This window comes from Sphingomonas sp., from assembly GCF_032114135.1.
Lineage (GTDB): Bacteria > Pseudomonadota > Alphaproteobacteria > Sphingomonadales > Sphingomonadaceae > Sphingomonas.
Genome location: NZ_DAMCTA010000001.1, coordinates 2,376,339 through 2,401,651, shown reverse-complemented (window position 1 = coordinate 2,401,651; position 25,313 = coordinate 2,376,339). Strand labels below are relative to the sequence as shown.

The window sequence follows — 25,313 nt, the reverse complement described above, 5'->3', positions numbered from 1 at the left end:
CACACGCGCCGCGCTTCCGGTGGGGGCGCGGCGAGCGCCCTGAAGTTTACGAAGTTTAGGCTCGTGCGGTTTTGCCCCGGCCTGAAGTTGAGGAAGTTTAGGCGCGCGCGGTTTCAGCCCGGCTGAAGTTTAGGAAGTGTACGCCCGCGCACGTACGTGCAGGCGTTCCCTTCAATCGTGCGCGCGCGTCCGTAGATGCGCGCAGCATGGACTGGCTCGCGGATTCAAAGAGCAGCTAGAACATATAGGGATCAACGCGGCGCGAGCAAGGGTTGCGCGGGACGCTGATGCACTCGTTTTCCCCCTCCACCACCGCCTGGGGCGGTGGTCCCCCTCCCCCGGCTTCGCCGAGGGAGGAGACGCTCAAGCGGCCTCGCCCGCCATGGCCTCGCTGCGTGGCGCCTTGCGGAACAGGGCCCGGTCCTCGGGGCCGAAGCCGAAGCGGATGATCACGAACAGGAAGGTGATCAGGATCGCCGGCATGCCCAGGCTCATCTCGGCCCATTCATAGCGGTGCGGCAGTGCGGTGAAGGCCGCGCCGACCAACCCTGCGATCACCATCGCCGCGAAGAAGCTGGGGCGGATGCTTACCACCGGTGCGCCCAGCTTGGCCTGGAGCAGCAGGCCCTTGGCCACCGATCCGATCGTCAGCGAGAGCGCCAGCGCCACCGCCGGTCCCGCCGCCTGCACCGGTACGGGCCAGCCCTGCCCCCGCGCGGCGAAGATCAGCACGAAACTGAGCGCGATCTGCAACAGCAGCACGCAGATCGAGATCGCCAGATTGGTGTGCCGGGCGATGTAGATCAGCGCCGTCTCGCAGACCGCCCCGGGCGAGGCGAGCACCTCGGCAAAGAGCAGGATGCACAGCACCGCCGAACCGATCACGAACTCGCGGCCGAGCAGACCCATGATCCCCTCGGCGGGGATCGAGAACATCACGGCAAGCCCCGCCTGCGCGCAGAGAATCCAGAAGCCCACCTGCCGTACCTGCCGCGCCACCGCCGCGCGATCCCCCACCGCCAAGCTCTGCGTGATCACCGGTCCGAGGATCGGATCAAAGCTCGACTTCAATCGCTGCGGCACCGAAGCGACCTGTTGCGCCATATAGTAGATGCCGACCACCGAAGGCACGAACAGCAGGCCCAGGATGAAACGATCGACGTTGCGCGTCGCCCATTCGATCGCATCGGCACCGGCGAGCGGCGCATTGCGGCGCGCCAGCCCCCAGATTTCGGCGGTCTGCGGCCGCCAGCCGCTCGGCAGGCCATATTCGCGCACGAACGGCACCAGCGAGGCAACCAGCGCGGCGCTCATGGAAAGCACATAGGCCATCAGCAGCCCATCGCGCGAGGATATGAAGGAGAAGCCCCAGGCAGCGATGCTGATCGTCCAGGGCTCGATGATCGCCCGTGCAGTCACCGAGGCGCCGATATTATGCCGATAGGCCAGTGCCGACAGCGACACGTCGGACAAGGCGGTGGCGATCACGACCAGCGGCAGCAGCCGCTCCAGCCCCATCACCGTGCTGTTGGGGAACAGCGCCTGGGGAAACAGGACGAGGATGCCGCTGGCGAGCAGCGCGGCAATGAGCGCGACGACCATGGCATCCCACACCACGTGCGTATGCGGACGGCTCGTGCTGGACAATGCCTGGGCAAGCCCGCGCTTGAGGCCGAGCGTCGCGACCAGCGCGACGAACTCGATGACGAGCACCGCAATCGCGTACCGCCCGACGATCTCCGGGCCATAAGAGCGCCCGGCGATGAAGAGAAAGGGCAGTCGCGCGACCAGCCGGATGACGAAGCCCAGCATGTTGGTCCGCCCGCCCTTGGCAAGCGCGTTGATGTCTTGTGACGCCCCCGCCTCGCTCAATGCGCGGCGCCCCAGCTGGGCCCGACGCCGATCTCCACGCCCAGCGGCACGGTGAGCTGGATTGCCGGTTCGGCGGCGGTGGCCATCACCCGCTCGATGATCGGCCGCGCGGCCTCGACATCGCCCTCGGGCAGTTCGAACACCAGTTCGTCGTGCACCTGGAGGAGCATGCGGACGTTGTGCAGCCCCGCCTCGCGCAGCGCCGGGATCATGCGGGTCATGGCGCGCTTGATGATATCGGCGCTGGTGCCCTGGATCGGCGCGTTGATCGCCGCGCGCTCGCTGCCCGCCCGCTCGTTGGGGTTGGACGCCTTGAGCCGCGGGAAGTGGGTCTTCCGGCCGAACAGCGTGGTGGTGTAGCCGCGCTCCTTCGCCTCGCGCAGCGTGTCGGCGATATAGCGGTTGATGCCCGGGAAGCGCTCGAAATAGCGGTTGATCATCGCCTGTGCCTCGTCCGGCGTCACGTCAAGCCGGCCGGCCAGGCCCCAGCGCGAGATGCCGTAGAGGATCGCGAAGTTGATCGTCTTGGCGCGGCCGCGGGTATCGCGGTTCACTTCGCCGAACAGCTCCATCGCGGTCAGGCTGTGGATGTCGTCGCCGTTCGCGAACGCGGTGCGCAGCGCCGGCACATCGGCGATATGCGCGGCCAGGCGCAGCTCGATCTGCGAATAGTCGGCCGAGAGTATGACGTTGCCCGGCTCGGCCACGAAGGCGTCGCGGATCTGGCGGCCGGTCTCGGTGCGGACGGGAATGTTCTGCAGGTTCGGATCGGTCGAGGAGAGCCGCCCAGTCTGCGCGCCGGTGAGGCTGTAGCTGGTATGGACCCGGCCCGTATGCGGGTTGATCTGCGCCTGCAGCGCATCGGTATAGGTTGACTTGAGCTTGGAAAGCTGGCGCCAGTCGAGCACCTTCAGCACCATTTCGCGGCCGGGCGAATCCTTGTCGGCGGCGATGCGCTCCAGCTCGTTGACGTCGGTGGAATAGACGCCGGACTTGCCCTTGCGGCCGCCCTTGATCCCCATCTTGTCGAACAGCACGTCGCCGAGCTGCTTGGGGCTGCCGATGGTGAACTTGAAGCCCGCGATCGCGTGGATCTCTTCCTCCAGCGACGCGATCTGCTGCGCGAAGTCAGACGAGAGCTTGGCCAGCACCGCGGCATCGACCTTGATGCCGATACTTTCCATTTCGGCGAGCACCGCGACGAGCGGGCGATCGACGCTCTCATAGACGCGGGTCACACTCTCATAGGCGAGCCGCGGCTTGAGGCGGCGCCACAGCCGCAGCGTGACGTCGGCGTCCTCGGCGGCGTAGCGGGTCGCGGCCTTGAGATCGACCTGGCCGAAGTTGAGCTGGCTCTTCCCCGTGCCGACCACGTCCTTGTACGCGATACAGCTGTGCGCAAGGTGGGTGGCGGCGAGCTCGTCCATGCCATGGCCGTGCAGGCCGGCATCGAGATCGAAGCTCATCACGATCGTGTCGTCATAGGGCGCGACACGGATGCCGGCGCGGCCGAGCACGATCATGTCGTACTTCAGGTTGTGGCCGATCTTGAGGACCGCCGGGTCTTCCAGCAGCGGCTTGAGCCGGGCGAGCGCTTCGTCGCGATCGAGCTGGACCGGCTTCTCGGCGAACATGTCTGTGCCGCCATGGGCGAGCGGGATATAGCAGGCCTGGTTGGGCGCCAGCGCGATGCTCACACCGACCAGATCGGCCTGGGTGGCGTCGAGCCCGGTCGTCTCGGTATCGATCGCCACCCAGCCCTGGTGCCGCGCCTCTGCGATCCAGCGATCCAGCGCATCGAGATCGGTGACGGTTGCATAGCCGTCATGATTGCAGGGCGGGTCTTCCTCAACGCCGGGGGTGTCGTGCACCTCGACCGGCGCATCGGCGACCGACGACAGGCGCGACAGCAGCGTCTTGAAGCCGTGATGCTCGAGGAAGGCGCGCAGCGGGGCGTCGGGAATGCCCTGCAGCTCCATCGCTTCCAGCGGTTCCGGCAGTGGTACGTCGCAGGCGAGCGTGACGAGCTGGTGGCTTAGCCGCGCGAGATCGGCATGCTCGATCAGATTGTCGCGCAGCTTGCCCTTCTTCATGCCCGGCGCGGCGGCGAGCACCGATTCGAGATCGCCATGTTCGAGGATCAGCTTGGCAGCGGTCTTCGGGCCCACGCCGGGGACGCCAGGGACATTGTCGACGCTGTCGCCCATCAGCGCGAGCACTTCGCCGAGCTTCTCCGGGCCGACGCCGAACTTCTCGCGCGTGTCGTCCGGGCCCATGCGCCGGTTGTTCATCGTATCGAGCATGTCGACCGACGGATCGGTCATCAGCTGCATCAGGTCCTTGTCGGAGCTGACGATCGTCACCGCCCAGCCCTGCGCCAGCGCCGCCTTAGTGTAGCTGGCGATCAGGTCGTCGGCCTCCCAACCCAGCTCCTCGATGCAGGGCAGGCTGAAGGCGCGGGTCGCGTCGCGGATCATCGGGAACTGGGGAACCAAATCCTCGGGCGCGGGTGGGCGGTGCGCCTTGTACTTGTCGTAGAGATCGTTGCGGAACGTATGCTCGGACTTGTCGAGAATCACCGCCATGTGCGTCGGGCCATCGGCCTTGTGGAGCTCGTCGGCGAGCTTCCACAGCATCGAGGTGTAGCCGTACACCGCCCCCACCGGCTCGCCATGCTTGTTGGTCAGCGGCGGCAGCCGGTGATAGGCGCGGAAGATGTAGCTGGAGCCGTCGACGAGATAGAGATGGGGCATGGGGCGGGAGATAGCAGCGCGCCGCGCCGCCGTCATCCCGCCCAGGCCCCTGTTTTAGCCGCTAGCGTTCAGGCGCCCATCTGATGCTCGGCAACGATCGCGCGGACCACCCCCTGCATCAACAGCTGGCGCTCGTTGATCGGCCGCGGCGTGTCGCCGATCATCACCGCCAGCCCATAGGAACGGCCGTCGGGCGCGGTAAGGAGTGCCACGTCGTTATAGCCCGCGGTGCGACCGAACAGGTCCTGCCCGGTGCCGGTCTTGTGCGCGAGCTGCCAGCCCGGCGGCAGCGCCCCGCGCAGGCGGTACTTGCCGGTGTGCGAGGCCTGCATCGTCGCGATCAGCCACTGGGTGGAAACCGGCGAGAGCAGCTCCCCGCGCTTCAGCCGGGCCAGCGCGCCGGCGATGGCGAGCGGTGCCGCGCCGTCGGGCGGATCGGCGACATAGCGCTGATAGGCGGCGACGCGCGTCTCGCGCGGCAGCTGCGCGCGGGCGACGGCGAAGGTGTTGCCCATCGAATATTCGGGCTTCCACGTGGTCAGCCCCGAGGTGCCGAGCTGGAGCAGCTTCTCGCCCGGGCCGAAGCGAATCGAGCCGAGCGCACTGCGCGCGATGAACGAGCGCACCGCCGGCGGTCCGCCGACGAGGCGCAGCAGCTTGTCGTTGCAGGTATTGTCGCTCATCGTCAGCGCGCGGCGCAGGATCTCGCCGACCGTGCTCTGATAGCCCTGGTCGCCCTTCACCAGCGAGGCGACCGGCTGGTGGAACAGGGTGAAATCGGAACGTGTGATGACGAGCGGATCGTTGAGGCGGATCCGGCCCTGGTCGACCTGGTCGAGCACGGTCATCGCCACCCACAGCTTCGAGACGCTCTGCTGCGGCAACTTGCGTGCGCCGCCCTGCGAGGCGGTCCAGTTGCGATCGACGCTGGTCACCGCAATGCCGACGACGCCGTCGAAATTATGCGCGATGTCCGAGAGCCGATTCACGAGGCCCGCGGGGGGCGGCACTTCGGCGCGGGGCGCAGCTTGGGCGCGCGGGATCGGCATCAGCACGCCGTAATTGGGTGCGGGCAGATAGGCGGCGAGTTCGGGATGTTCGTGGACGGCGCAGCCCAGCAGCACCGCGGGGCCAAGCCCTGCCACGGTCAGTGCACGCTCGACTTTCGAAAACCGGATCTTACGCACCGCAACCAACCTCTTGCCCACTTCCATCATGCGTCCGCCCCTAGAGGCGGCAAAGCAAGGGATTCCCGCAATGCGACGAAGCGAGTCGCGGGAGCGACGAGATGCAGCCGCGACTGCAACCCGATCAAGGCACCAGCACCGTGTCCACCGCCTCGGCTGCCGTCTCCGGATAGTCGAGCGTATAGTGCAGCCCCCGGCTCTCCTTGCGGTGGAGCGCCGAGCGGACGATCAGGTCGGCGCTCTCCAGCAGGTTGCGCAGCTCGATCAGGTCGGGGGTGACGCGGAAATGGCCGTAATAGTCGGCGACTTCCTCGCGCAGCAGCTTGATGCGATGCGCCGCGCGCTCCAGCCGCTTGGTGGTGCGGACGATGCCGACATAGTTCCACATGAAGCGGCGGATCTCGGTCCAGTTCTGCTTGATGACGACTTCCTCGTCGGAATCGGTCACGCGGCTCTCGTCCCAGGGCCGGATCGCTGGCGGGGGCGCGAGTTCACCCCAATGCGCGCTGATGTGATTCGCCACTGCCTCACCGAACACGAAGCATTCGAGCAGCGAGTTGGACGCCAGGCGATTGGCGCCGTGTAGCCCCGACTGGCTGACCTCGCCCGCGGCATAGAGCCCCGGCAGGTCGGTGCGCCCGTCGCGATCGATCATCACCCCGCCGCAGGTGTAATGCTGGGCGGGGACCACCGAGATCGGCGCCTTGGTCATGTCGATGTCGAGGTCGAGCAGCCGGTGATAGATGGTCGGGAAATGGTGCTGGACGAACTCCGGCCCCATGTGGCTGATGTCGAGGTGGACATAGTCGAGACCGAGCCGCTTGATCTCATGGTCGATTGCGCGCGCCACGATGTCGCGCGGCGCCAGCTCCAGCCGCGGATCGAAATCGGGCATGAAGCGGTGGCCCGCCTCGTCGCCCGCTTCGGGGGGCAGCAGCAGATGCCCGCCCTCGCCGCGCACCGCCTCGGTGATCAGGAAATTCTTGACGTCGAGATTGTAGAGGCAGGTCGGGTGGAACTGCATCATCTCCATGTTCGAGATGCGGCAGCCCGCGCGCCACGCCATGGCGATGCCGTCCCCGGTCGCGCCGCGCGGGGCGGTGGAGAAGAGATAGGTGCGCCCCGCCCCGCCGGTCGCAAGCACGGTCGCGCGCGCAGTGAACAGCTCGACGCGATTGGTCGCGCGGTTGAAGGCATAGACGCCCCAGACATTGCCTGCGCCCGAATAGCGGAGTTCGTGCCGGCTGGTGGCGAGGTCGATCACCACCATGTCGGGCACCAGCGTGATGTTCGGATGCGCCTGCGCGGCGCGGAGCAATGCCGTCTGCACCGCGAGGCCGGTGGCATCGTCGACATGCGCGATGCGCCGGTGGCTGTGGCCGCCCTCGCGGGTGAGGTGCAGCGCATTGCCCTCGGTATTGAACGGCACGCCGAGCTGGACCAGCCGCTCGATCGCGGCCGGCGCATTCTCGACCACCATCTCCACCGTCGCGCGGTCGTTGAGGCCGGCGCCGGCGATCATCGTGTCCTCGATATGGCTTTCGAAGGTGTCGCCCTCCTCCAGCACTGCGGCGATTCCGCCCTGCGCCCAGGCGGTCGAGCCCTCGGCAAAGCCGCCCTTGGCCAGCACCGTCACCTTGAACCGGTCCGCCAGATGCAGCGCAGTGGTGAGCCCCGCCGCGCCGGAACCGAGGACCAGGACATCGCTTTGGTGATTGGTGTCGGACAAAGAGGCACTCCTTTGCGGCGCTTAAAGCGCGCATGGGCGGGGTTCCGCAATCCCTACCCTCGGGCATAAGGGGTTAGCGAAGGAGAAGCAGATGCGGCTGGGCTGGTGGATCGGAGTTGCGGCGCTGTTCGGCAGCGGCTCGGCGCAGGCGGCGACGTGTCGGCTGGGCGCGCCGGGGTCGACGGTGCCGGTGGCGATCGAAGGCACCGGGCGTTCGATGCTGGTACATGTCCCTGCCGGTCGCAGCGCGGCGCGGCTGCCGCTGCTGTTCGTGTTCCACGGCAGCACCGGCAAGGGCCGCGACATTCTGGCCCAGTCCAAGCTGGAGGCGACCGCAGACCGCCACGGCTTCCTGCTCGCCGCGCCCGATGGCGGCATCCCGGCGGAAGGTGGCTTCGTGTGGAACATCCCCGGCGTCCCGACCGTGACCGGCAAGGTCCCCGGCCCCGACGATGCCGACGACGTCGCCTTCGTGCAGACCGCGATCGACCGGCTGGCAGCCAAGGGCTGCGTGGACCGCGCGCGGATCTACGCTACCGGCTATTCGGGCGGCGGCCGGATGACCTCGTGGCTCGGCTGCGTCGCCGCGGACCGCTTCGCCGCGATCGCGCCGGTGGTGGGCCTGCGCGCGGGCAATCCCCGCAAGGACCTGCCCCGCGTCCCCGATCCGGCGACCTGCACGCCGTCGCGGCCGATGCCGGTGCTCGCCTTCGCCGGCGATGCCGACACCACCAACCCAGTGCGGGGCGGCGGCGCGGGATACTGGCAGTACACGATGCACACGGCGCTGGTCCGCTGGGCGGACTTGAACGGATGCCGGGTGGGACCGGTCGAGCGCGAGGTGTCAGCCGACGTGCAGGAAGAGCGCTTCAGCCGCTGCTCGGGCGGCGCGGACGTGGCCGGTCAGGTGAAACACGGCGCGGGCCATGTCTGGGTGGCGGACAACGAGGCGATGTGGGCGTTCTTCGCGCGGCACCGGCGCTGAACGGGAGCCGAGCGCCCAAAGGCCACAGCATCAGTTCGCCAGGACCCGGGGAAGGCTCAAGCGTTGACCGGCAATGGCAGGCACTTAGTCCGCGCGTTCGATAACGATTCCGCCGAAGCGTGCTTCGTCGGCGCGACATGCGATGCCATCCACCTGGCAGGCATGGCTTGGATAGGGGGCATCGGTATCGGCATAGAAGGCCTGAAAACCGCCGCTCAGGTCAATGTTGTAGAAGCGTAGAGGTCGGCCATCGGGTGCCAGCGCCCGTGCCGCGCAGGCAGAGCATAGATAGCGCGGATAACGGGGATTTATCGGCACTCGCCCGCGGCAGATCGGGCAGTGCTGACCGTCCATCAGCCTACGCCGCCCGCGTCAGGTTCAGGAACACATCCTCCAGGTCCGCCTCGCGAGTCGACACATCGACGATCCCCAGCCCCGCCGCCTGCACCGCGCCCAGCACTTCGCCGGCATTGGCCTGGTCCTTGCGGTAGGTGATCACCAGCACCCGCTCGCCCTTCAGCTCCACCTTCTGGAAGCAGGCATTGTCCGGCGCGGCGGCGATGTCGCGGTCGACCGTCACCTCGACCACCTTTTCCTGCGCCATGCCGACCAGCTCGCGCGTGGGCTTGTTGGCGATCAGCTGGCCGTGGTTGATGATCGCGATGCGGTCGCACAGCTCCTCGGCCTCTTCGAGATAATGGGTGGTCAGCACCACCGTCACGCCGCGCTGGTTGAGCTGCTTCACATAGGCCCAGAGCTGCTGGCGCAGTTCGACGTCGACGCCCGCGGTCGGCTCGTCGAGCACGATGATCGGCGGGGAATGCACCATCGCCTTGGCGACCATCAGCCGCCGCTTCATGCCGCCCGAGAGCGTGCGCGAATAGGCATTGGCCTTGTCTTCGAGATGCACCGCGCGGAGCAGCGCCATCGCGTCGAACGTACCCTTCCGCACGCCGTACAGGCCCGCCTGGATCTCCAGCGTCTCCTTGGGCGTGAAGAAGGGATCGAACAGGATTTCCTGGTTGACGATGCCGATGCTCGCCTTGGCGTTGCGCGGGTGCGCATCGATGTCGAAGCCCCAGATCGAGACCTTGCCGTCGGTCTTGTTGACCAGCCCCGCCAGGATGTTGATCAGCGTCGACTTGCCCGCGCCATTGGGCCCGAGCAGCCCGAAGATCTGCCCGCGCGGCACCTCGAAGCTCACCCCGTCCAGCGCGCGCTTGCCCCCGGAATAGGTCTTGCAGAGAGTGTCGATCGCGATCGCAGCCTGGGTCATGGCGGGCAGCTTTAAGACCCTGCGCATCCGATTGCGAGCCCCCGCGCGCTTTGCTAAGGCGCGGAACATGATCGCCCCGCCCGAAGTCCTCCGCACCACCCAGCCCCGCGTCGCCTGCGACGGCACCGGCCCCGGCCTGCCGGCCGCGCTCGGCCATCCGCGCGTCTATCTGCAGATTGACGAGAGCGGCTATGTCGATTGCGGCTATTGCGACCGCCGCTTCGTGCTGATCGGCGGCCCCGCCGACGGCGCCGACCAGAGCCAGCTGCCCGACCATCCGGCAGGCGCCAGCATCTGAGATGGTGGAGAAGCCCGGTCGAAAACTCGGTTGGGCGGATCTTCTCATCACTTCCGGTCTGGCTGCCATGGTCGGCGCATTGGGCAGCCTCGCCACCGAACTCCTGCGTGAAAATCAGGCTGCGGCCACGAAGCGCTGCGAGATTGCCGCCGGCGTCTTGCAGGACGAAACCCCTTCGCCCTATATGGATAGAGAGATGCAGAAGCGGATCACGGCCGCCGCAGCCTGACGATTCGAACGCTGCATGAAGGAGTGAAGGCGATGATCGGTTTCAGCCTCGCGCTGCTCTCCGTCGGTATCGGCCTGACGCTTGCCGGCGTGATCCTCAAGGTGCGCGAACAGGCCGAGGGCCGCTGATCGGCGCGCGGATGCGTGACTCTTCGATTACGCGTCCTATATCGGTAGGATGAGCATTCCCACCGATCCCCGCGCCTTCCTCTATCGCGACGGGCTCGATCCCGACGCTGCCGTTCGCCTGACCGCAGATGCGCTGGGCCAGGCCGAGGATGGCGAGCTCTATCTGCAATATCGCAAGTCCGAGGCGTTCGGCTTCGACGACGGCCGGCTGAAGACCGCCGCCTATGACACGCAGTCGGGCTTCGGCCTGCGCGCGGTCTCGGGCGAGACGACAGCCTTTGCCCATGCCAACGAGATCAGCGCCGCCGCGATCCGCCGCGCCGCCGAGACGATGGCCCTGATCGATCCCGCCAAGCAGGGCAAGGCGCCCCCGCCCCAGGGCAACAATCGCCACCTCTACACCGATGCCGATCCGCTCGACCTGGTGCCCTTCGCCGACAAGGTGAATCTGTGCCAGACGATCGACGCCGCTGCGCGTGCGCGCGATCCGCGGGTGAAGCAGGTGTCGGTGAGCCTCACCGGCCAGTGGAGCGTCGTGGAAGTGGTCCGCGCCGACGGCTTCGTCGCCACCGATGTGCGGCCGCTGGTGCGGCTCAACGTCTCGGTGGTGGTCGAGCAGAACGGCCGCCGCGAGACCGGCAGCTTCGGCACCGGCGGGCGCGTGGTCTATGACCGGCTGTTCCAGTCCGAGACCTGGAACCGCGCGATCGACGAGGCGCTGGCGCAGGCGCTGGTCAATCTCGATGCGGTTGCGGCGCCGGCGGGCGACATGACCGTGCTGTGCGGCCCCGGCTGGCCCGGTGTGCTGCTCCACGAGGCGGTGGGCCATGGCCTGGAAGGCGACTTCAACCGCAAGGGCACCAGCGCCTTTTCCGGCCGCATCGGCGAGCGCGTCGCGGCACCGGGCGTGACCGTGGTCGACGACGGCTCGATCCACGATCGCCGCGGCTCGCTCTCGATCGACGACGAGGGCACGCCGACCCGCGAGACGGTGCTGATCGAGGACGGCATCCTCAAGGGCTATATGCAGGACCGCTTGAACGCCCGGCTGATGGGCGTCGAGCCGACCGGCAATGGCCGCCGCGAATCGTTCCAGCACGCGCCGATGCCGCGGATGACCAACACCTTCATGAAGGGCGGCAAGGACGATCCCGCCGAGCTGCTCTCCCGCGTGAAGAAGGGCATCTACGCCAAGAGCTTCGGCGGCGGACAGGTCGATATCGTCTCGGGCAAGTTCGTCTTCTCGTGTACCGAGGCCTATCTGATCGAGAACGGCAAGCTGGGCGCGCCGATCAAGGGCGCGACGCTGATCGGCGACGGGCCCACCGTACTCCACCGCGTCACCGGCATCGGTAACGACTTCGCGCTCGATGAGGGCGTGGGCATGTGCGGCAAGGGCGGCCAGTCGGTCCCCGCCGGCGTCGGCCAGCCGACGCTGCTCGTGGAAGGGCTGACGGTAGGCGGGACGGCAGCGTGATCAGCCGCTGCCGGTAAGCACGTCGATCGCGCCGAGGATGCGGAAACGCTCCTCGGCGAGTGATCCGACCCGTTCGCGCAGTTCGCTGGTGCGGATCGCGGCAGCGAATTCCGTCATTAGAATCCACGTCTCGCCGTTCACGTCGAACTGCGGGTGCAGGCGCGGCGTCGTCGGGGCGCTTTCGCCAGGCTTCGCGAGCGGGATGACGAAGCGTGTGCCGATCGTGGCCAAGTCGTCGGCCTGGCAATCGATCACCAGGCCCCCACCCGCCAGCCGATGCACGTCGAACTGCGCCATCAGAACAGGCGATAGCGCTCGAGCGGCAATCCGTTCTCTTCGACCCAGCGGTTATGGGCTTCCGCCCATTCCCGATTCTCCTCCTGCCACCGCCGGTCGCGCTCTGCCTTGGCGGCTGCGCGGATCGCGGCTTCGCAGACCTGGGAGAGATTCAGACCCATTTCGCGCCCTGCAGCCACCACGCCGGTGTCGAGCGACAGGTTCACCGCCTTGCGCTTGCCGGACGCGATCGGATCGTGCTTCATGCGGATAAGCTATGCGCATGCCCCATGCGCGTCAATCATCGGAGGCCGGCATGGCGCTCGTCGAACTCGGCCGGTTCAATCGGCAGGAAGCCTTCATCGTCCCGGGTCGACTGGAGGATGAGGAGATCCCCAGCTTCGTGTTCGACGCGGGCGCCAGCATCGCCGACGGCAGCTATCTGCTGATCCCCGTGCGGGTGATGGTGGACGACGAGGATCTCGACGCCGCCCGTGCCATCGTCGACGCGGCGGGTGGCGCTACGCCGTAATCCCCTGGAGCAGCTTGGGCACGTCGCCGCTCTCGCCGCGCGCCTCGCCCATGAACCAGTTCTTCAGCGGCGGCAGCTTGTCGACCGCCGACAGGCCGAAGCGCCGCACCGCATTGGGCAGCGCGCCGGGGATGCCGAACAGCCGAGTGAGCCCGTCGGTCGCCAGCGAGACCATGAAGGTGTCCAGCCCGCGCCAGCGCTGATAGCGGGCGAGCAGCTCGGGATCGCCCATGTCGAGCCCCAGCCTTTTGCCGTCGACCAGCACCTCGACCAGCGTCGCCACGTCGCGGAAGCCGACATTGACGCCCTGCCCCGCGATCGGATGGATGCCATGCGCCGCATCGCCGACCAGCGCCAGCCGCTCGGCGGTGATCCAGGCGGCATGGTGGAAGCCGAGCGGATAGGAGGAGCGCGACGACAGCGGCCCCAGCTTGCCCAGGAACCCACCCATCTTCTTTTCCGCCTCGGCCAGATAGGCGCGGTCGGAGATCTTGTGCATCGCCGCCGCGTCGCGGGCGTGGACCGTCCACACCACCGCCGAGCGATGGCCGTTTTCGTCGTCGAGCAGCGGCAGGATCGCGAACGGGCCCTGCGGGTAGAAGATCTCGTAGGCGATGTTCTCGTGGGACCGCTCGTGATTCAGCGTCGCGATCATCGCGGCATGGTCATAGGTCCAGCGTGCGACCTTGAAGCCGGCCGAATCGCGGGTGGGCGAGTTGCGCCCCTCCGCCGCGATCAGCAGCTGCGCGCGCACGGTCGCGCCCGAATCGAGCGTCGCGACCACGCCGTGCGGGCCGCGCTCCACCGAGACGGCGCGGGTCTGCATCCGCACGTCCGCCAGCGGTGCGGCCTGCGCTGCCTCGAACAGCGCGGTACGCAGCACGCGATTCTCGAACATATGGCCGAGCGCGCCGTCATCGGCGTCCGGCGCGAAGTCGAGCTTGCCCGGCGCCAGCCCGTCGGAGACGCGGATGCCCTCGATCGGGCACCCCTTCCCCGCCAGTCGCCCGCCGACGCCGATCGCCTCGAACATCCGCATCGGCGCGCTCGCGATCGCCGAGGCGCGGCCGTCGAAACTCGCGCCGAGGATGGTTTCCGGGTTCGCCGGATCGATCACGATCGAACTGATGCCGTGCGCATCGAGCGCCGTTGCGAGCGCGCTGCCGACCAGCCCGCCGCCGAGGATTAGAATGTCCGCCTGGTCCATGGCCCTGCCCTAGCAGGTTCGCACGCGCCTGCCAGCCGTCAACAGGTGCAGGGGCGGCAAACCCCTGCACCTGCGCGCCATCAATGCTGGTGGAGCCGCTCGATCATCCCGTCCATCCGCTTGGCGAGGAAGCCGGGCGAATAGCTGTCGCGATAGTTGCGCGGATCGGCCTTGGTGGAGGCCATCGGCTCGAAGGGCACGAAGCTGGTGGTCAGCGCGACGGCGCCGCCCATCGTGCCCGCGCCCTGGATCGCCAGCGTCAGCTCGGTCACGTGGAGGATGAAATCGGGCGGGATCGGGCACGGCTCGCCCATCCGCAGCGCACGTGCGGTCTCGGCAACGCCGAGCATCTTGTCCTGCGCGCCGACCTCGCGGCGCTTGGCACCGGCGACCAGCTTCTTGAAGAACGAGGTCTTGCCCGCGGCATTGGCGCGCATCGTCGCGAACGACTTCCAGTGGCGCACGAAGGGCAGCACGCGACCGCCGACGCCAAAGCCACGACCGAACAGCGGCTGGAGCCGCAGGCTGCGCGCCTTGCGGGCGTTGAGGCTGAGCTGCGAGAAGCGCTCGAGGAGCACCGGCGACTGGTAGTGCCGATAGGTATCGGTGCTCAGCTCGCCCTCGTCGCCGATCACGCGCATGCGGTGGTCCGCCGGGGCCGCGATGCTGCAGGTGACGCGGGCGGTGACGCCGCTGACGAAATCGAGTGTGGCGACCGAAAAATCGGGGGTGTCTGCCGGGTGCATCGGCTGGTCGGTCTTGTGCGGCACCACCACCTTGGAGAAGGCGGTAACCGAACGCACCGGGCCGAACATCGCCAGCATCCACACCAGATGATAGCCGACATGCTCGAAGGTGCAGCCCATCTCGTACTCATGGATGTACGGCCAGGGCGCGCCGGTGCGGCTGCGCCAGGTCTCGGGCTTCATCAGGTAGATGGGGTTGTCGTCGAACTCGGCATAGATCAGCAGCGGCTTGCCGATCGCGCCGTCGCGCACCGCCTTCCACATCGTCTGGACGCTGTCGCTGAGGAAGTTGCACGGCGCGCTCGACAGGACGAGCCCGCGCTCCTCGGCGATGCGGAACAGCGTGCGCGCCTCTTCCAGATCGGTGGTGAGCGGCTTTTCCGAATAGACGTGCTTGCCGGCTTCGAGCAGCGCGCGGGTCAGCTCGAAATGCGCCTCGATGCTGGTGAGGTTGAGCACCAATGTCACCGCGGGATCGTCGAGGATCGCCTGGAGATCGGGATAGACCGAGAAGCCGTAATAGTCGGAGACCTTGGCCGAGCGCGCCAGATCGATGTCGTACACGCCGCGCACGTCGATCTCCGGGTGCGCCCATGCCGTCGTCATGTAATGATCGAACACATAGCCGCAGCCGATGATGGCCACGCCGGTCTTGCCCGTGGTTTCGCCCTGCATCTTCATTTGCCCTGTCCCCCGATCCGTTCGCGCACTGTGTCCATGGTTTCCATCACCGCGATGCTGTCCGCCAGCGTCATCTCCGAGCTCTCCTGGAGCCCCGCGGCGAGGCAGCGGCCGACTTCCTCGACCTGATAGTGATAGCCGTTGCCGGCGAACAGCTGCCGCTCGACCTTGCCGCCGCGCGTCAGCAGGCCGTGGAGCTGCGACAGTTTCTGCGGCAGCCCCTGTTCGCGGAGCAGCGCCTTGCGACCGAGCCCGGTGTCGCCGCCCTTCCGGCGCGGGGTCATCCGCTGGAGGCGCACGCCGTACGGGCGGAAGATCGGGCCCTCGAAGGCGACGCTGCCATGCGTGCCGCCGATGCGCAGGCCGTTGTCGCCGAGCGCGCGCAGGCTGGTGTTGACCGTCGCCACCACCCCGCCGACGAAGCGCAGGCTGATCGCCGCATCTTCCTCGACGCCGGTGTCGCCGATCCGTCCGAACGCTGCCACGCCTTCGGGCGCACCGAACAGCCAGTGGAGCAGCGAGATCGGATAGACGCCGAGCTGTGCGAGCGCCCCGCCGCCGCGCTGCGGATCGAAGCTGGTGTTGGCGGCGTCGGGCTCGTTGGTGAAGCAGAAGGCGCCGTGCGCTTGCCGCGCCTCGCCGATCGCGCCCTCGCGGACGAGGTCGCGCAGGCGGCGGGCGGCGGGATTGAACCGTGTCCACATCGCTTCCATGCAGAACACGCCCTGCGCGCGGGCGGCATCGGCGATCCGCCGGGCTTCCGCCACCGACGACGCGAACGGCTTCTCGATCAGCACTGCCTTGCCCGCCTCGATACAGGCGATCGCGTGGCGCGCATGTTCGGAGGGTGGCGTGGCGATATAGGCGACGTCGAAGGGCGCGGCGGCGGTGACGCTGTCATAGCCCTCGGCCACCTCGGGAATCCCGAACGCGTCGGCAAAGCGCCGGCCCGACTCCGCGCTGCGCGACACCACCAGCTGCGGCTTCGCGCCTTTTGCATGGCGAAGTCCCGAGACGAACTTCGCCGAAATCCCGCCGGTGCCGAATATCGCCCAACGTGTGTCCACGTGTGAATCCCCCAAGATGGTTGCCGCATCGTGCCAGGAGCCGACCATCGTCGTCCGAGCTGCTGATACTGCTTACGCGGTCTCCACCAAAAGCAGCGACCGGCGATACGTTCCACTGGCGCATCGATTCCGATCCGCCGTCCGCTAAGCGCATAGCAGGGAAGAACTTGCTGCGCTGCAAAATGTTCGACGAGATGCGTCTCGGATGCGATGGCATGCGCGCTCCACACCGCCGCGCCTTGACGCCGGAGTACGCAGGCGCGATGATTCCGCCACGTTTTTCCTTACAGATCCGGAGGCTGGGCGATGGCGTCCCGCGCAGAGGCGCCGCATTGGCGCGACACGATGAAGGCGGGTGTCCGCCGCGGCGGGTTCGTCCTGGCGGGCACGGCGCTGTTCGTGCTGACGGTCGCGCTCGTGCTGGCGCTGCTGAGCTACCATGCCTCCGATCCGGCGCTGAACACCGCCGCGGGCGGACCGGTGCGCAACTGGCTCGGCCCGGTCGGCGCCTGGGTTGCCGACATCCTCTACACGCTGGTCGGCCTGCCGGTGCTGCTGCTCGCCCCCGTCGGCCTGCTCGCCGCCCACCGGATGATGATCGATCGGCCGATCGAGCGCCCGCGCCGGATGATCGGCAGCGCAGCGGTCGCCGCCGCGCTCGCCGCGGTCGGGCTGGGGCTGCTCCATTTCGACTGGTCGCTGCCGCTCGACTGGCGGCTGCCCGCCGGTATGGGCGGAATGATCGGGCTGTCGATCGCCGGCGGCATCGACTGGCTGATCGGACTGGCCGGTGATCCCGCGGTGTCCTTCTGGGTCGGGCGCGGCATCGGCCTGTTGCTGCTGCTCGGCGGACTGTGGCTGTGGTGGATGCGGCTGGAGTTCACCTCGCCCTTGCGCCTGTTCCGCCTGCCGCGCTTCACCCGCAGCACCGGCGAGGCGCGAATCGTCACGGCCCCCGAAGGCACGGGCTTCCGGGCCCGGCCGCAGACGGTGGCGGCGTTCGACGCAGAGCCGGACGAGGACGATGACGACCTCCCCTTCGATCGCGATCCGCCCCGCGCCGCCGAACCGCGCCGCGTGGTGGTGCCGGACAATCGCCCCGGCCCGGTGATCGCCGACCGCACCATCTCCACCGCCCCTGCCCGCACCAAGCCGCCGGTGCAGGCCGCGCTCGACTTCAAGGACAGCTACCAGCTGCCCCCGCTCGACCTGCTCACCCCGCCCCCGGCCAATCGCACCGCGACGGTCGACAAGGCAGCGCTGGAGCGCAACGCCCGGCTGCTCGAGAGCGTGCTCGAAGACTTCCATGTGAAGGGCGAGATCGTCGAGGTCCGCCCCGGACCCGTAGTCACCATGTACGAGCTGGAGCCGGCGAGCGGCATCAAGGCCAGCCGCGTGATCCAGCTGGCCGACGACATCGCCCGCAACATGAGCGCGATCTCGGCGCGCGTCGCCACCATCCCCGGCCGCACCGTGATGGGCATCGAGCTGCCCAATGCGACGCGCGAAGGCGTGAGCCTGCACGAGCTGATCGGCAGCCAGCAGTTCGAGGAACAGGGCGCCACCCTGCCGGTGGTGCTCGGCAAGAACATCGCGGGCGAGCCGGTGATCGCCGACCTCGCGCCCATGCCGCATCTGCTCGTCGCGGGTACCACCGGCTCGGGCAAGTCGGTGGGGCTCAACTGCATGATCCTGTCGCTGCTCTATCGGCTGACGCCCGAGCAGTGCCGGCTGATCATGATCGATCCGAAGATGCTGGAACTCAGCATGTACAAGGACATCCCCCACCTGCTCGCCGACGTGGTGACCGATCCGCCCAAGGCGGTGCGCGCGCTCAAATGGGCGGTCGAGCAGATGGAGGATCGCTACCGGATGATGGCCTCGGTCAACGTCCGCAGCCTGGCCAGCTACAACGACAAGGTGCGGACGGCGAAGGCCAAGGGCCAGACCCTCGGCCGCAAGGTGCAGGTGGGCTACGATCCCGAAACCGGCAAGCCGATCTACGAGGAAGAGACGCTCGACCTGCAGGTACTGCCGCTGATCGTCGTCATCGTCGACGAGCTGGCCGACCTGATGATGACCGCGGGCAAGGAAGTCGAATTTCTGATCCAGCGGCTCGCCCAGAAGGCGCGCGCGGCGGGTATCCACCTGATCATGGCCACGCAGCGCCCCTCGGTCGACGTCATCACCGGCGTGATCAAGGCGAACCTGCCGACCCGAATCAGCTTCCACGTCACCTCGAAGATCGATTCGCGCACCATCCTCGGCGAACAGGGGGCCGAGCAGCTGCTGGGCAAGGGCGACATGCTCTACATGTCCGGCGGCAAGGGCATCACCCGCGTCCACGGGCCCTTCGTCAGCGACGACGAGGTCCAGGCGGTCACCGACTTCTGGCGCGCACAGGGCGCACCGGATTACATCTCGGCGGTCACCGAGGAGCCCGAGGACGGGGGCTTCACGCTGGAAGGCGCGCCCGACGGCGAGGACAGCCCCGAGGAGCAGACCTATCGCCGCGCGGTGCAGCTGGTGGCCGAGAGCCAGAAGGCCTCGACCTCGTGGCTGCAGCGCCAGCTGCGCGTCGGCTACAACTCCGCCGCGCGGCTGATCGAGCGGATGGAGCGCGAGAATCTCGTCTCCAAGCCCGACCATGTCGGACGTCGCGAGGTGCTGATGGATACCGACGGACGGCCGCTCTAAGGCGATCCGTAACGGGATCGAATCGGGTGGGGTGCGGGTTCACAGCCCGTTCAAGCCCCGCCTGCTACCCGGGCGACCAGCAATTCGGAGACGTTCCTCGTGTTTTCCCGTCCCTTGGCCCTGTCGCTCCTCGCCGCCCCGCTGCTCGTCGCAGCCGCGCCGGCGCCCGAGCTCGACCAGGTCCAGCAGCATCTCAAGGCGGTCACCAGCATGACCGCGGACTTCACCCAGGAAGACCGCAACGGCCGCGTCGTCGCCGGCACGATGACGCTCAAGCGCCCGGGCAAGATCCGCTTCCAGTACGAGAAGGGCGTGCCGCAGCTGATCGTCGCCGATGGCAGCAGCCTCTATTTCATCGATTATCAGGTGCGGCAGGTGCAGCGCTGGCCGATCGGCAATTCGCCGCTCCGCGTGCTGCTCGATCCGAATCGCGACATCAGCGGCTATGCGACGGTGAAGCCCACCGCCGATCCGCGCGTCGTCTCGGTCGACGTGCACGACAACAAACATCCCGAATATGGCCGAATCACGCTCGTTTTCCAGAAGGATGCCGCGGCGCCCGCCGGCCTCAAGCTCCAGGGCTGGGTCGCGCTCGATGCACAGAACAACCGCACCACGATCCGGCTGAGCAACCAGCGCTTCAACGCCGCGGTCGCCGATTCGAGCTTCCGCTGGACCGATCCGCGGCCGCAGGGCCGCACCCACTAATTTCGCTTTCTGTGCAATCGTTCATCCAAGCGACAGGTTCGCCGGTCTAAGAGCGTAGTGCGGATGGGGTTTTTGCCCGGGATTTTTCCCCCTGTTGCCCGGGCCTGTATCCCCTTCCCGCCTGCGTGACGAACGCTAGGTCGGCCCTCGCTCCATTGCCCCCGGAGCGGGGGCCTTTCCTTTTCCGGCTGGTCTGGCGCTGGCGCGAAGAATCGCTACATCGGCGCGCGTGAAGATCGCCTCCTGGAACATCAACTCCGTCCGCTTCCGCATCGCCATCGTCGAGCAGTTTCTGCGCGAGGAAGCACCCGACATCCTGTGTCTCCAGGAGACCAAGGTGATCGACGGCGACTTTCCCGAGGCGCCGTTCCACGACCTCGGCTACACCCATGTCATCAAGCACGGCCAGCGGATGCACCACGGCGTCGCGATCGTCAGCAAGATGCCGCTGGTCGAGGACGACCGGCTCGACTGGCAGGCCAACCAAGAGGCCCGGCATGTCGGCGTGCGGCTCCCCAACGGCGTGCGACTCGAGAATGTCTATGTCCCCGCCGGCGGCGACGTGCCCGACCGGGGGGTGAATCCCAAGTTCGGCCAGAAGCTCGATTTCGTCCAACGGATGACCGAATGGTCGGAGCGACTCGACGTGCCTACGATCCTCACCGGCGACTTCAACATCGCACCCCTCGAATCGGACGTGTGGAGCCACAAGCAGCTGCTCGACGTCGTCAGCCACACGCCGATCGAGGTGGAGGCGCTGGGGCGGCTGCAGGCGGCGCATGGCTGGGTGGACCTCGGCCGCAAGTTCATCCCCGCGCCGCAGCGCTGCTTCACCTGGTGGAGCTACCGCGCCAAGGACTGGGCCGCCTCCGATCGCGGGCGGCGGCTCGACCATATGTGGGCCAGCCCCGAGGTTGCGGAGAAGGCGACGGCGCACAAGGTATGCGAGCCGTGCCGCTCCTGGCTCAAGCCCTCGGACCATGTGCCGATCGTGACGGAGTTCGACTTTTGACGAGTGCCCGCGCCGCCGCCGAAGCCGTGGACGCGCTGCGTCGCGGCTGGCCGATCGCCATCCGGGGGACGGAAGGCACGCTCAAGCTGCTGGCAATCGAAACCGGCGACGGCGCGCGGCTGGCAGCGTTCGATCCCGCAGGCACCGCGCCTGTGCTGCTCTCGGCCGGCCGTGCGGCGACGCTCAAGCTCGCCAACCAGCGCGATGCCGCGACGCCCGACGCGCCGGTGCTGGTCGATCGCGTAGACTGGCTCGATTTCGACGCAGCGACAGCACTGGCCGATCCGCAGTTCGATCTCGCGACGCCGCTGAAAGGCCCGTTCCGTGCGATTCCGGTGGTGCAGCCCGATTCCGCAGCGGCGGCGCTGCGGCTGGCGCGAATCGCCGGGCTGCTCCCCGCCTTCTTCGTGACCGAAGGCGATGCCGAGGACGCGATCACCCTCGCCGATATCGACGCGCATGAGGATGCCGATCGCCTGCGCATCGTCGGCCGCGCGCGGCTGCCGGTGGAAGCGGCCGAGGACGCCGAGATCGTCGCCTTCCGCACCGACGAGATGCCCGGCGAGCATATCGCGCTGCTGATCGGCCAGCCGAACGGCGAAACCCCGCTGGTGCGCCTCCACAGCGAATGCCTGACCGGCGACATGCTCGGCAGCCTGAAATGCGATTGCGGGCCGCAGCTCAAGGCGGCGATCGCGGAGATTTCCAAGAGCGGCTGGGGCATCCTGCTCTATCTGCGCCAGGAAGGCCGCGGCATCGGCCTGATCAACAAGCTGCGCGCCTATGCGCTGCAGGACCAGGGCTTCGACACGGTCGACGCCAACACCCGGCTCGGCTTCGCGATCGACGCGCGCAACTTCCGGGTGGCGGCGCGGATGCTGAGCCTGCTAGGCCAGTCGCGCATCCGGCTGCTGACCAACAACCCGCAAAAGGTGGAGACGCTGCGCGCCGCCGGCGTCGACGTGCTGGAACGCGTGCCGCACGTGTTGCCGGCGAACCCGCACAATGCGCGGTATCTGGCGACGAAGCGGGATCGTACGGGACACGAATTTTGAAACTCCCGCGCTCCTGCGAAAGCAGGAGCCCAGGGTTGTACGGACCTTCGGTACCCTAGGCTCCTGCTTTCGCAGGAGCACGGCAAGGCCCTCAGCCAATCAGCCGGGCGACCTCGTCGAAATCCTGCGCGATATGCTGCACGCCCAGCGCCTTGAGCCGCGCGCCGTGATCGGCCGCGCAGTGCGAGCCCGCACACAGCCCGATCACCGTCGCGCCCGAGGCGACCGCGCCCTTCACCCCCACCGGCGAATCCTCCAGGATCACGCACTCCGCGATCGGCACGCCCAGTGCGGCAGCGGCGTGAAGGTAGAGATCGGGTGCCGGCTTGCCGTTGGCGACATGCTCGCGGCCGCTGAACAGCTTGTCGCCGAACAGGTCGCGTACCCCCAGATGGCGGAGATGGGTGTCGAGCCAGTGCGTCGGGCTCGACGAGGCAATCGCCTTGGGCAGGTCGGCGGGTAGGCTCTCCAGGAAACGGAGCGCGCCCGCCACCGCCGGCAGCCCCTCCGAAAGCGCACGCGCATCTTCCTCCGCACGGGCTTCGTGAAAGCCCTCCGGCACCGGGCGGCCGATCCACTTCTCGATCGCGGCGAGGAAATCATGCCCCGCCAGCCCCATGAAGTTCGCCATCGAATGTTCGGGCGTGGTCGGATGGCCGATGCTCGTCAGATAGTCGGCGATCTGCTTGTTGCCGGCATATTCGCTCTCCAGCAGCACGCCGTCGAAGTCGAAAATGATGCCGGCGAAACGCACCGGGATCGTGGTGGACAGGCGCGTCTGCTCGTTCATGCGCGGTCTCCGAACAGCGCCGTGCCGACGCGGATATGGGTGGCGCCGAGAGTCACCGCGGTCTCATAGTCGCTCGACATGCCCATGCTGAGCCCGGCCAGTCCCTGGTCGCGCGCCAGCTTGGCGAGCAGCGCGAAATAGGGCGCGGCCTCCAGCCCGGCGGGCGGCACGCACATCAGGCCGGCGATCGGCAGGTTCGCCGCGCGCGCCTCGGCGAGCAGCGCCGGCAGCTCGGCCACAGGGCAGCCGCCCTTTTGCGGCTCGTCGCCGATATTGACCTGGAGGAAGCAGGCCGGGCGGCGATCGGCCTTGTCCATCGCCTTGGCGAGCGCGGTGACAAGCGAGGGGCGATCGACGCCGTGGATGGCATCGAACAGCGCGACCGCTTCGTCGGCCTTGTTCGACTGGAGCTGGCCGACGAGGTGGAGCTCGACGCCCGGCGTCGCCTCGCGCAGCTGCGGCCATTTGCCCTGGGCTTCCTGGACGCGGTTCTCGCCGAACACCCGCTGGCCGGCGTCGATCAGCGGCTGGATCGTCGCAGCGTCGTGCGTCTTGGAAACCGCGATCAGGGTGATGTCGGCGGGCTTGCGGCCGGCGATCTTGGCGGCGCGGGCGATCGCGGTCTGCACCGCGGCGAGCCGCTGGCTGGCATCGTCTTGAAGCATGGGGCGGGCTATAGGCATGGCGATGCCGACCCGCCACCCCCCAATCCCACGCCTCTGGCTGATGACCGACCCGCGCCTGGGCGACGCGCTATGGGACGCGCTGGCGCGGCTGCCGCGCGGCAGCGGGGTGATCTTCCGCCACTACCAACTGCCGGCAGCCGAGCGTCGCGCACTGTTCGGCCGGGTCGCCAAGGTCGCACGGCGGCGGGGGCTCGTGTTGCTGCGCGCGGGCGCCGAGCCGATGCGCGGTGAAAGCGGCACCCATGGCCAGCGAGGGCGCGGTCTCACCACCTGGCCGGTGCATTCGCGGCGTGAGGCGGTCGCGGCGATCCGCGCAGGCGCCGATGCGCTGCTGGTCTCGCCCATCTTCCCCACCCGCTCGCATCCCGGCGCGCCGGTGCTTGGCCCCGTCCGATTGGGGCTGCTGATCCGCGGACTCCCCGTGCCGGTCATCGCGCTTGGCGGCATGGACACGGACAAAGCCAAGCGACTCAAGCCGCTGAGAATCCATGGCTGGGCGGCGATCGATGCCTGGGCCGGCTAGCCGAGCCCAAAGGATCAGAAGTGGAAGGCGGTGCCGATATAGATCGACTGGCTGTCGCGACGCGTGTCTTCGTTGAACTGCGTCAGGCGATCGCGCTCGCTCTTGTAGCGCACGCCCGCGGTCACATCGAGGCGACGCGACACGGCGTAGGAGCCGCCGAGATCGAACGAATAGCTGGGCTTGTCGCCGATCAGCACCGGGGTGCCCGCCAACGGGCGATCCTCGCTAGCGGCGATACGGCCGCTCAGGCGCTTGCCGGCATAGCTGAGCGCCACCTCGGAGCGGTCGCGGCTGCCCGGCTGGGTGTTCGCCATATCGATATGGGTCACGTCGCCGGAGACGGCGAAGCGACGCCAGCCCACCGCGACGCCCAGATTATAGGCGATCGGCGCGAGGCTGACCGAGGCAGGCTTGGCGGTGGCGGTACGGCTCGCCAGTTCCACCGCGCGATTCGTGCTGGCGCGGACCGCGACATTGACGCCGCGCGCCGAACCGGTACGCGATTCTGCCGGCGTGAAGCGGAAGCCCACACCGTTCATTCCACTGCGCGCCAGCATGGCGGCGAGCTTGGGATCGGCGGATGCCGGCGTGAACCCACCGGCGACCTGCGCTAGGGGTGCGGGACGAACGGCCGCCTTCAATGCGCGGTCTCGTTCCTGTGCCTGGAGCGTGGGCGCGACGAGGAGCCCGGCGGCGCAGAGCGCCCCCAGCCCAAGTCCCGACATCCAACGTACCAAGCGCATTTGCATACCTCTCTAATGGGAGCCCCTACCATGGAATCAAAGCGACGTTCCATCGGCGGCAGCAATTTTCCCGGAGTGTTGCACCAGACCCACAGAATCGTACCATCCGCGACCAATCGGATACCAGCGCGTCGGCCTTGCTCCCGCCACATCCCGCCCTATAGATGCAGGCACTCATTCCCTTGCCGGTAGGAAGTACGACGTCCATGAACCGCCTGTTGCGCTTTGCGATCCTGGGGTCGCTCGCTGTTTCCGCCTCCGCCTGCAGCCACCAAAAGAAGGGCGTGAACGCGGACCTGGCGGCATCGAAGGTGACGACGATCGGCGTCAACGCCTATCTGTGGCGCGCCACGCTGGACACGCTGAGCTTCATGCCGCTGCTCCAGACCGACTCGAACGGCGGCGTGATCGTCACCGACTGGTATGTGAACCCCAACGTCCCCACCGAGCGGATGAAGGTGACGGTGACCGTGCTCGACCAGGATCTGCGCGCCGATGCGCTGCGGGTCGCGGCGCTGCGCGAAGTCAACCGCAACGGCGCCTGGGTCTCGGCCCCCGTGCAGGCCGCCACCGTCCAGAAGCTCGAGGACATCATCCTGACCCGTGCACGCGACCTGCGCCGCGCGGCCGTCGCGACCAACTAATCGGAAGCCCAA

At 67.8% G+C, this 25,313-nt stretch carries 25 protein-coding genes; 11 read left to right on the top strand and 14 right to left on the bottom strand.

Features of this window, described 5'->3' with window-relative positions:
- Positions 1-363: 363 nt before the first annotated feature.
- The 4 genes from RT655_RS11390 to nadB form a co-directional block, all read right to left on the bottom strand.
- Entirely contained in the window at positions 364-1,872 is a 1,509-nt protein-coding gene (locus RT655_RS11390) for a lipopolysaccharide biosynthesis protein (protein WP_313536753.1), read from the bottom strand.
- The gene (gene polA / locus RT655_RS11385) at positions 1,869-4,625 is read right to left on the bottom strand and encodes a DNA polymerase I (RefSeq protein WP_313536752.1); all 2,757 of its coding nucleotides are present in this window, start codon (positions 4,623-4,625) and stop codon (positions 1,869-1,871) included. The genes RT655_RS11390 and polA overlap by 4 nt, the downstream gene beginning before the upstream one ends.
- Before the next feature lie 68 nt (positions 4,626-4,693).
- Positions 4,694-5,803, bottom strand: a complete 1,110-nt coding sequence (locus RT655_RS11380) for a serine hydrolase (protein ID WP_313536954.1) — start codon at positions 5,801-5,803, stop codon at positions 4,694-4,696.
- 133 nt (positions 5,804-5,936) lie between these two features.
- Positions 5,937-7,541 carry an L-aspartate oxidase gene (gene nadB, locus RT655_RS11375; protein ID WP_313536751.1) on the bottom strand — a complete coding sequence of 535 codons (1,605 nt, stop codon included), beginning with the start codon at positions 7,539-7,541 and terminating at the stop codon, positions 5,937-5,939.
- A 91-nt stretch (positions 7,542-7,632) separates the two neighbouring features.
- Here nadB and RT655_RS11370 point away from each other — a divergent pair, with 91 nt between their 5' ends.
- Positions 7,633-8,526: a prolyl oligopeptidase family serine peptidase gene (locus tag RT655_RS11370; RefSeq protein WP_313536750.1), complete on the top strand. Its 894-nt coding sequence runs from the start codon at positions 7,633-7,635 to the stop codon at positions 8,524-8,526.
- 84 nt (positions 8,527-8,610) lie between these two features.
- Here RT655_RS11370 and RT655_RS11365 read toward each other — a convergent pair whose 3' ends face one another.
- Both RT655_RS11365 and RT655_RS11360 read right to left on the bottom strand, forming a co-directional pair.
- Positions 8,611-8,880, bottom strand: a complete 270-nt coding sequence (locus RT655_RS11365) for a hypothetical protein (protein ID WP_313536749.1) — start codon at positions 8,878-8,880, stop codon at positions 8,611-8,613.
- 4 nt (positions 8,881-8,884) lie between these two features.
- On the bottom strand, positions 8,885-9,802 hold the full coding sequence (locus RT655_RS11360) for an ABC transporter ATP-binding protein (RefSeq protein WP_313536747.1): 918 nt from the start codon (positions 9,800-9,802) through the stop codon (positions 8,885-8,887).
- A gap of 67 nt (positions 9,803-9,869) precedes the next feature.
- Here RT655_RS11360 and RT655_RS11355 point away from each other — a divergent pair, with 67 nt between their 5' ends.
- The 3 genes from RT655_RS11355 (at position 9,870) to tldD (ending at position 11,934) form a co-directional block, all read left to right on the top strand.
- Positions 9,870-10,100: a zinc-finger domain-containing protein gene (locus RT655_RS11355; RefSeq protein ID WP_313536745.1), complete on the top strand. Its 231-nt coding sequence runs from the start codon at positions 9,870-9,872 to the stop codon at positions 10,098-10,100.
- Position 10,101: 1 nt separating this feature from the next.
- Positions 10,102-10,329 carry a hypothetical protein gene (locus RT655_RS11350; protein ID WP_313536744.1) on the top strand — a complete coding sequence of 76 codons (228 nt, stop codon included), beginning with the start codon at positions 10,102-10,104 and terminating at the stop codon, positions 10,327-10,329.
- 177 nt (positions 10,330-10,506) lie between these two features.
- On the top strand, positions 10,507-11,934 hold the full coding sequence (tldD, locus tag RT655_RS11345; RefSeq protein WP_313536742.1) for a metalloprotease TldD: 1,428 nt from the start codon (positions 10,507-10,509) through the stop codon (positions 11,932-11,934).
- On the opposite strand, the gene RT655_RS11340 is transcribed toward tldD, so the two are convergent.
- Both RT655_RS11340 and RT655_RS11335 read right to left on the bottom strand, forming a co-directional pair.
- Entirely contained in the window at positions 11,935-12,231 is a 297-nt protein-coding gene (locus tag RT655_RS11340) for a CcdB family protein (protein ID WP_313536741.1), read from the bottom strand.
- Positions 12,231-12,476, bottom strand: a complete 246-nt coding sequence (locus RT655_RS11335) for a type II toxin-antitoxin system CcdA family antitoxin (RefSeq protein WP_264607034.1) — start codon at positions 12,474-12,476, stop codon at positions 12,231-12,233. Before RT655_RS11335 ends, RT655_RS11340 begins: the two co-directional genes overlap by 1 nt.
- A 50-nt stretch (positions 12,477-12,526) precedes the next feature.
- Between RT655_RS11335 and RT655_RS11330 the strand changes: the two genes are divergently transcribed.
- Positions 12,527-12,742, top strand: a complete 216-nt coding sequence (locus RT655_RS11330; RefSeq protein ID WP_313536737.1) for a DUF2007 domain-containing protein — start codon at positions 12,527-12,529, stop codon at positions 12,740-12,742.
- Here the strand turns inward: RT655_RS11330 and RT655_RS11325 are convergent.
- The 3 genes from RT655_RS11325 to RT655_RS11315 all read right to left on the bottom strand — a co-directional run bounded on the left by RT655_RS11325 (position 12,732) and on the right by RT655_RS11315 (position 16,443).
- Entirely contained in the window at positions 12,732-13,949 is a 1,218-nt protein-coding gene (locus tag RT655_RS11325) for a UbiH/UbiF/VisC/COQ6 family ubiquinone biosynthesis hydroxylase (RefSeq protein WP_313536735.1), read from the bottom strand. The two genes, RT655_RS11330 and RT655_RS11325, sit on opposite strands and share 11 nt — an antisense overlap.
- 80 nt (positions 13,950-14,029) lie before the next feature.
- The gene (locus RT655_RS11320) at positions 14,030-15,376 is read right to left on the bottom strand and encodes a Gfo/Idh/MocA family oxidoreductase (RefSeq protein ID WP_313536733.1); all 1,347 of its coding nucleotides are present in this window, start codon (positions 15,374-15,376) and stop codon (positions 14,030-14,032) included.
- A complete protein-coding gene (locus RT655_RS11315; RefSeq protein ID WP_313536731.1) occupies positions 15,373-16,443 on the bottom strand; it encodes a Gfo/Idh/MocA family oxidoreductase in 1,071 nt (356 codons plus the stop codon). Before RT655_RS11315 ends, RT655_RS11320 begins: the two co-directional genes overlap by 4 nt.
- Positions 16,444-16,749: 306 nt before the next feature.
- On the opposite strand from RT655_RS11315, the gene RT655_RS11310 reads away from it, so the two are divergent.
- The 4 genes from RT655_RS11310 (at position 16,750) to ribA (ending at position 21,915) form a co-directional block, all read left to right on the top strand.
- A complete protein-coding gene (locus RT655_RS11310) occupies positions 16,750-19,140 on the top strand; it encodes a DNA translocase FtsK (protein WP_313536730.1) in 2,391 nt (796 codons plus the stop codon).
- Between the two features lie 114 nt (positions 19,141-19,254).
- A complete protein-coding gene (locus tag RT655_RS11305; protein ID WP_409530253.1) occupies positions 19,255-19,848 on the top strand; it encodes a LolA family protein in 594 nt (197 codons plus the stop codon).
- A gap of 229 nt (positions 19,849-20,077) precedes the next feature.
- A complete protein-coding gene (locus RT655_RS11300; RefSeq protein WP_313536726.1) occupies positions 20,078-20,860 on the top strand; it encodes an exodeoxyribonuclease III in 783 nt (260 codons plus the stop codon).
- Complete coding sequence (gene ribA, locus RT655_RS11295) at positions 20,857-21,915, top strand: GTP cyclohydrolase II (RefSeq protein ID WP_313536724.1); 1,059 nt, start codon at positions 20,857-20,859, stop codon at positions 21,913-21,915. The genes RT655_RS11300 and ribA overlap by 4 nt, the downstream gene beginning before the upstream one ends.
- Before the next feature lie 91 nt (positions 21,916-22,006).
- On the opposite strand, the gene RT655_RS11290 is transcribed toward ribA, so the two are convergent.
- Entirely contained in the window at positions 22,007-22,705 is a 699-nt protein-coding gene (locus RT655_RS11290; protein WP_313536722.1) for an HAD family phosphatase, read from the bottom strand.
- Entirely contained in the window at positions 22,702-23,370 is a 669-nt protein-coding gene (locus tag RT655_RS11285) for a YggS family pyridoxal phosphate-dependent enzyme (protein WP_313536720.1), read from the bottom strand. Before RT655_RS11285 ends, RT655_RS11290 begins: the two co-directional genes overlap by 4 nt.
- 61 nt (positions 23,371-23,431) lie before the next feature.
- On the opposite strand from RT655_RS11285, the gene RT655_RS11280 reads away from it, so the two are divergent.
- On the top strand, positions 23,432-23,914 hold the full coding sequence (locus RT655_RS11280) for a thiamine phosphate synthase (protein WP_313536718.1): 483 nt from the start codon (positions 23,432-23,434) through the stop codon (positions 23,912-23,914).
- A 14-nt stretch (positions 23,915-23,928) separates the two neighbouring features.
- Here the strand turns inward: RT655_RS11280 and RT655_RS11275 are convergent, their stop codons facing one another.
- Positions 23,929-24,657 carry a hypothetical protein gene (locus tag RT655_RS11275; RefSeq protein ID WP_313536717.1) on the bottom strand — a complete coding sequence of 243 codons (729 nt, stop codon included), beginning with the start codon at positions 24,655-24,657 and terminating at the stop codon, positions 23,929-23,931.
- A gap of 206 nt (positions 24,658-24,863) precedes the next feature.
- Between RT655_RS11275 and RT655_RS11270 the strand changes: the two genes are divergently transcribed.
- Entirely contained in the window at positions 24,864-25,301 is a 438-nt protein-coding gene (locus RT655_RS11270; RefSeq protein ID WP_121072840.1) for a DUF3576 domain-containing protein, read from the top strand.
- Positions 25,302-25,313: the final 12 nt, after the last annotated feature.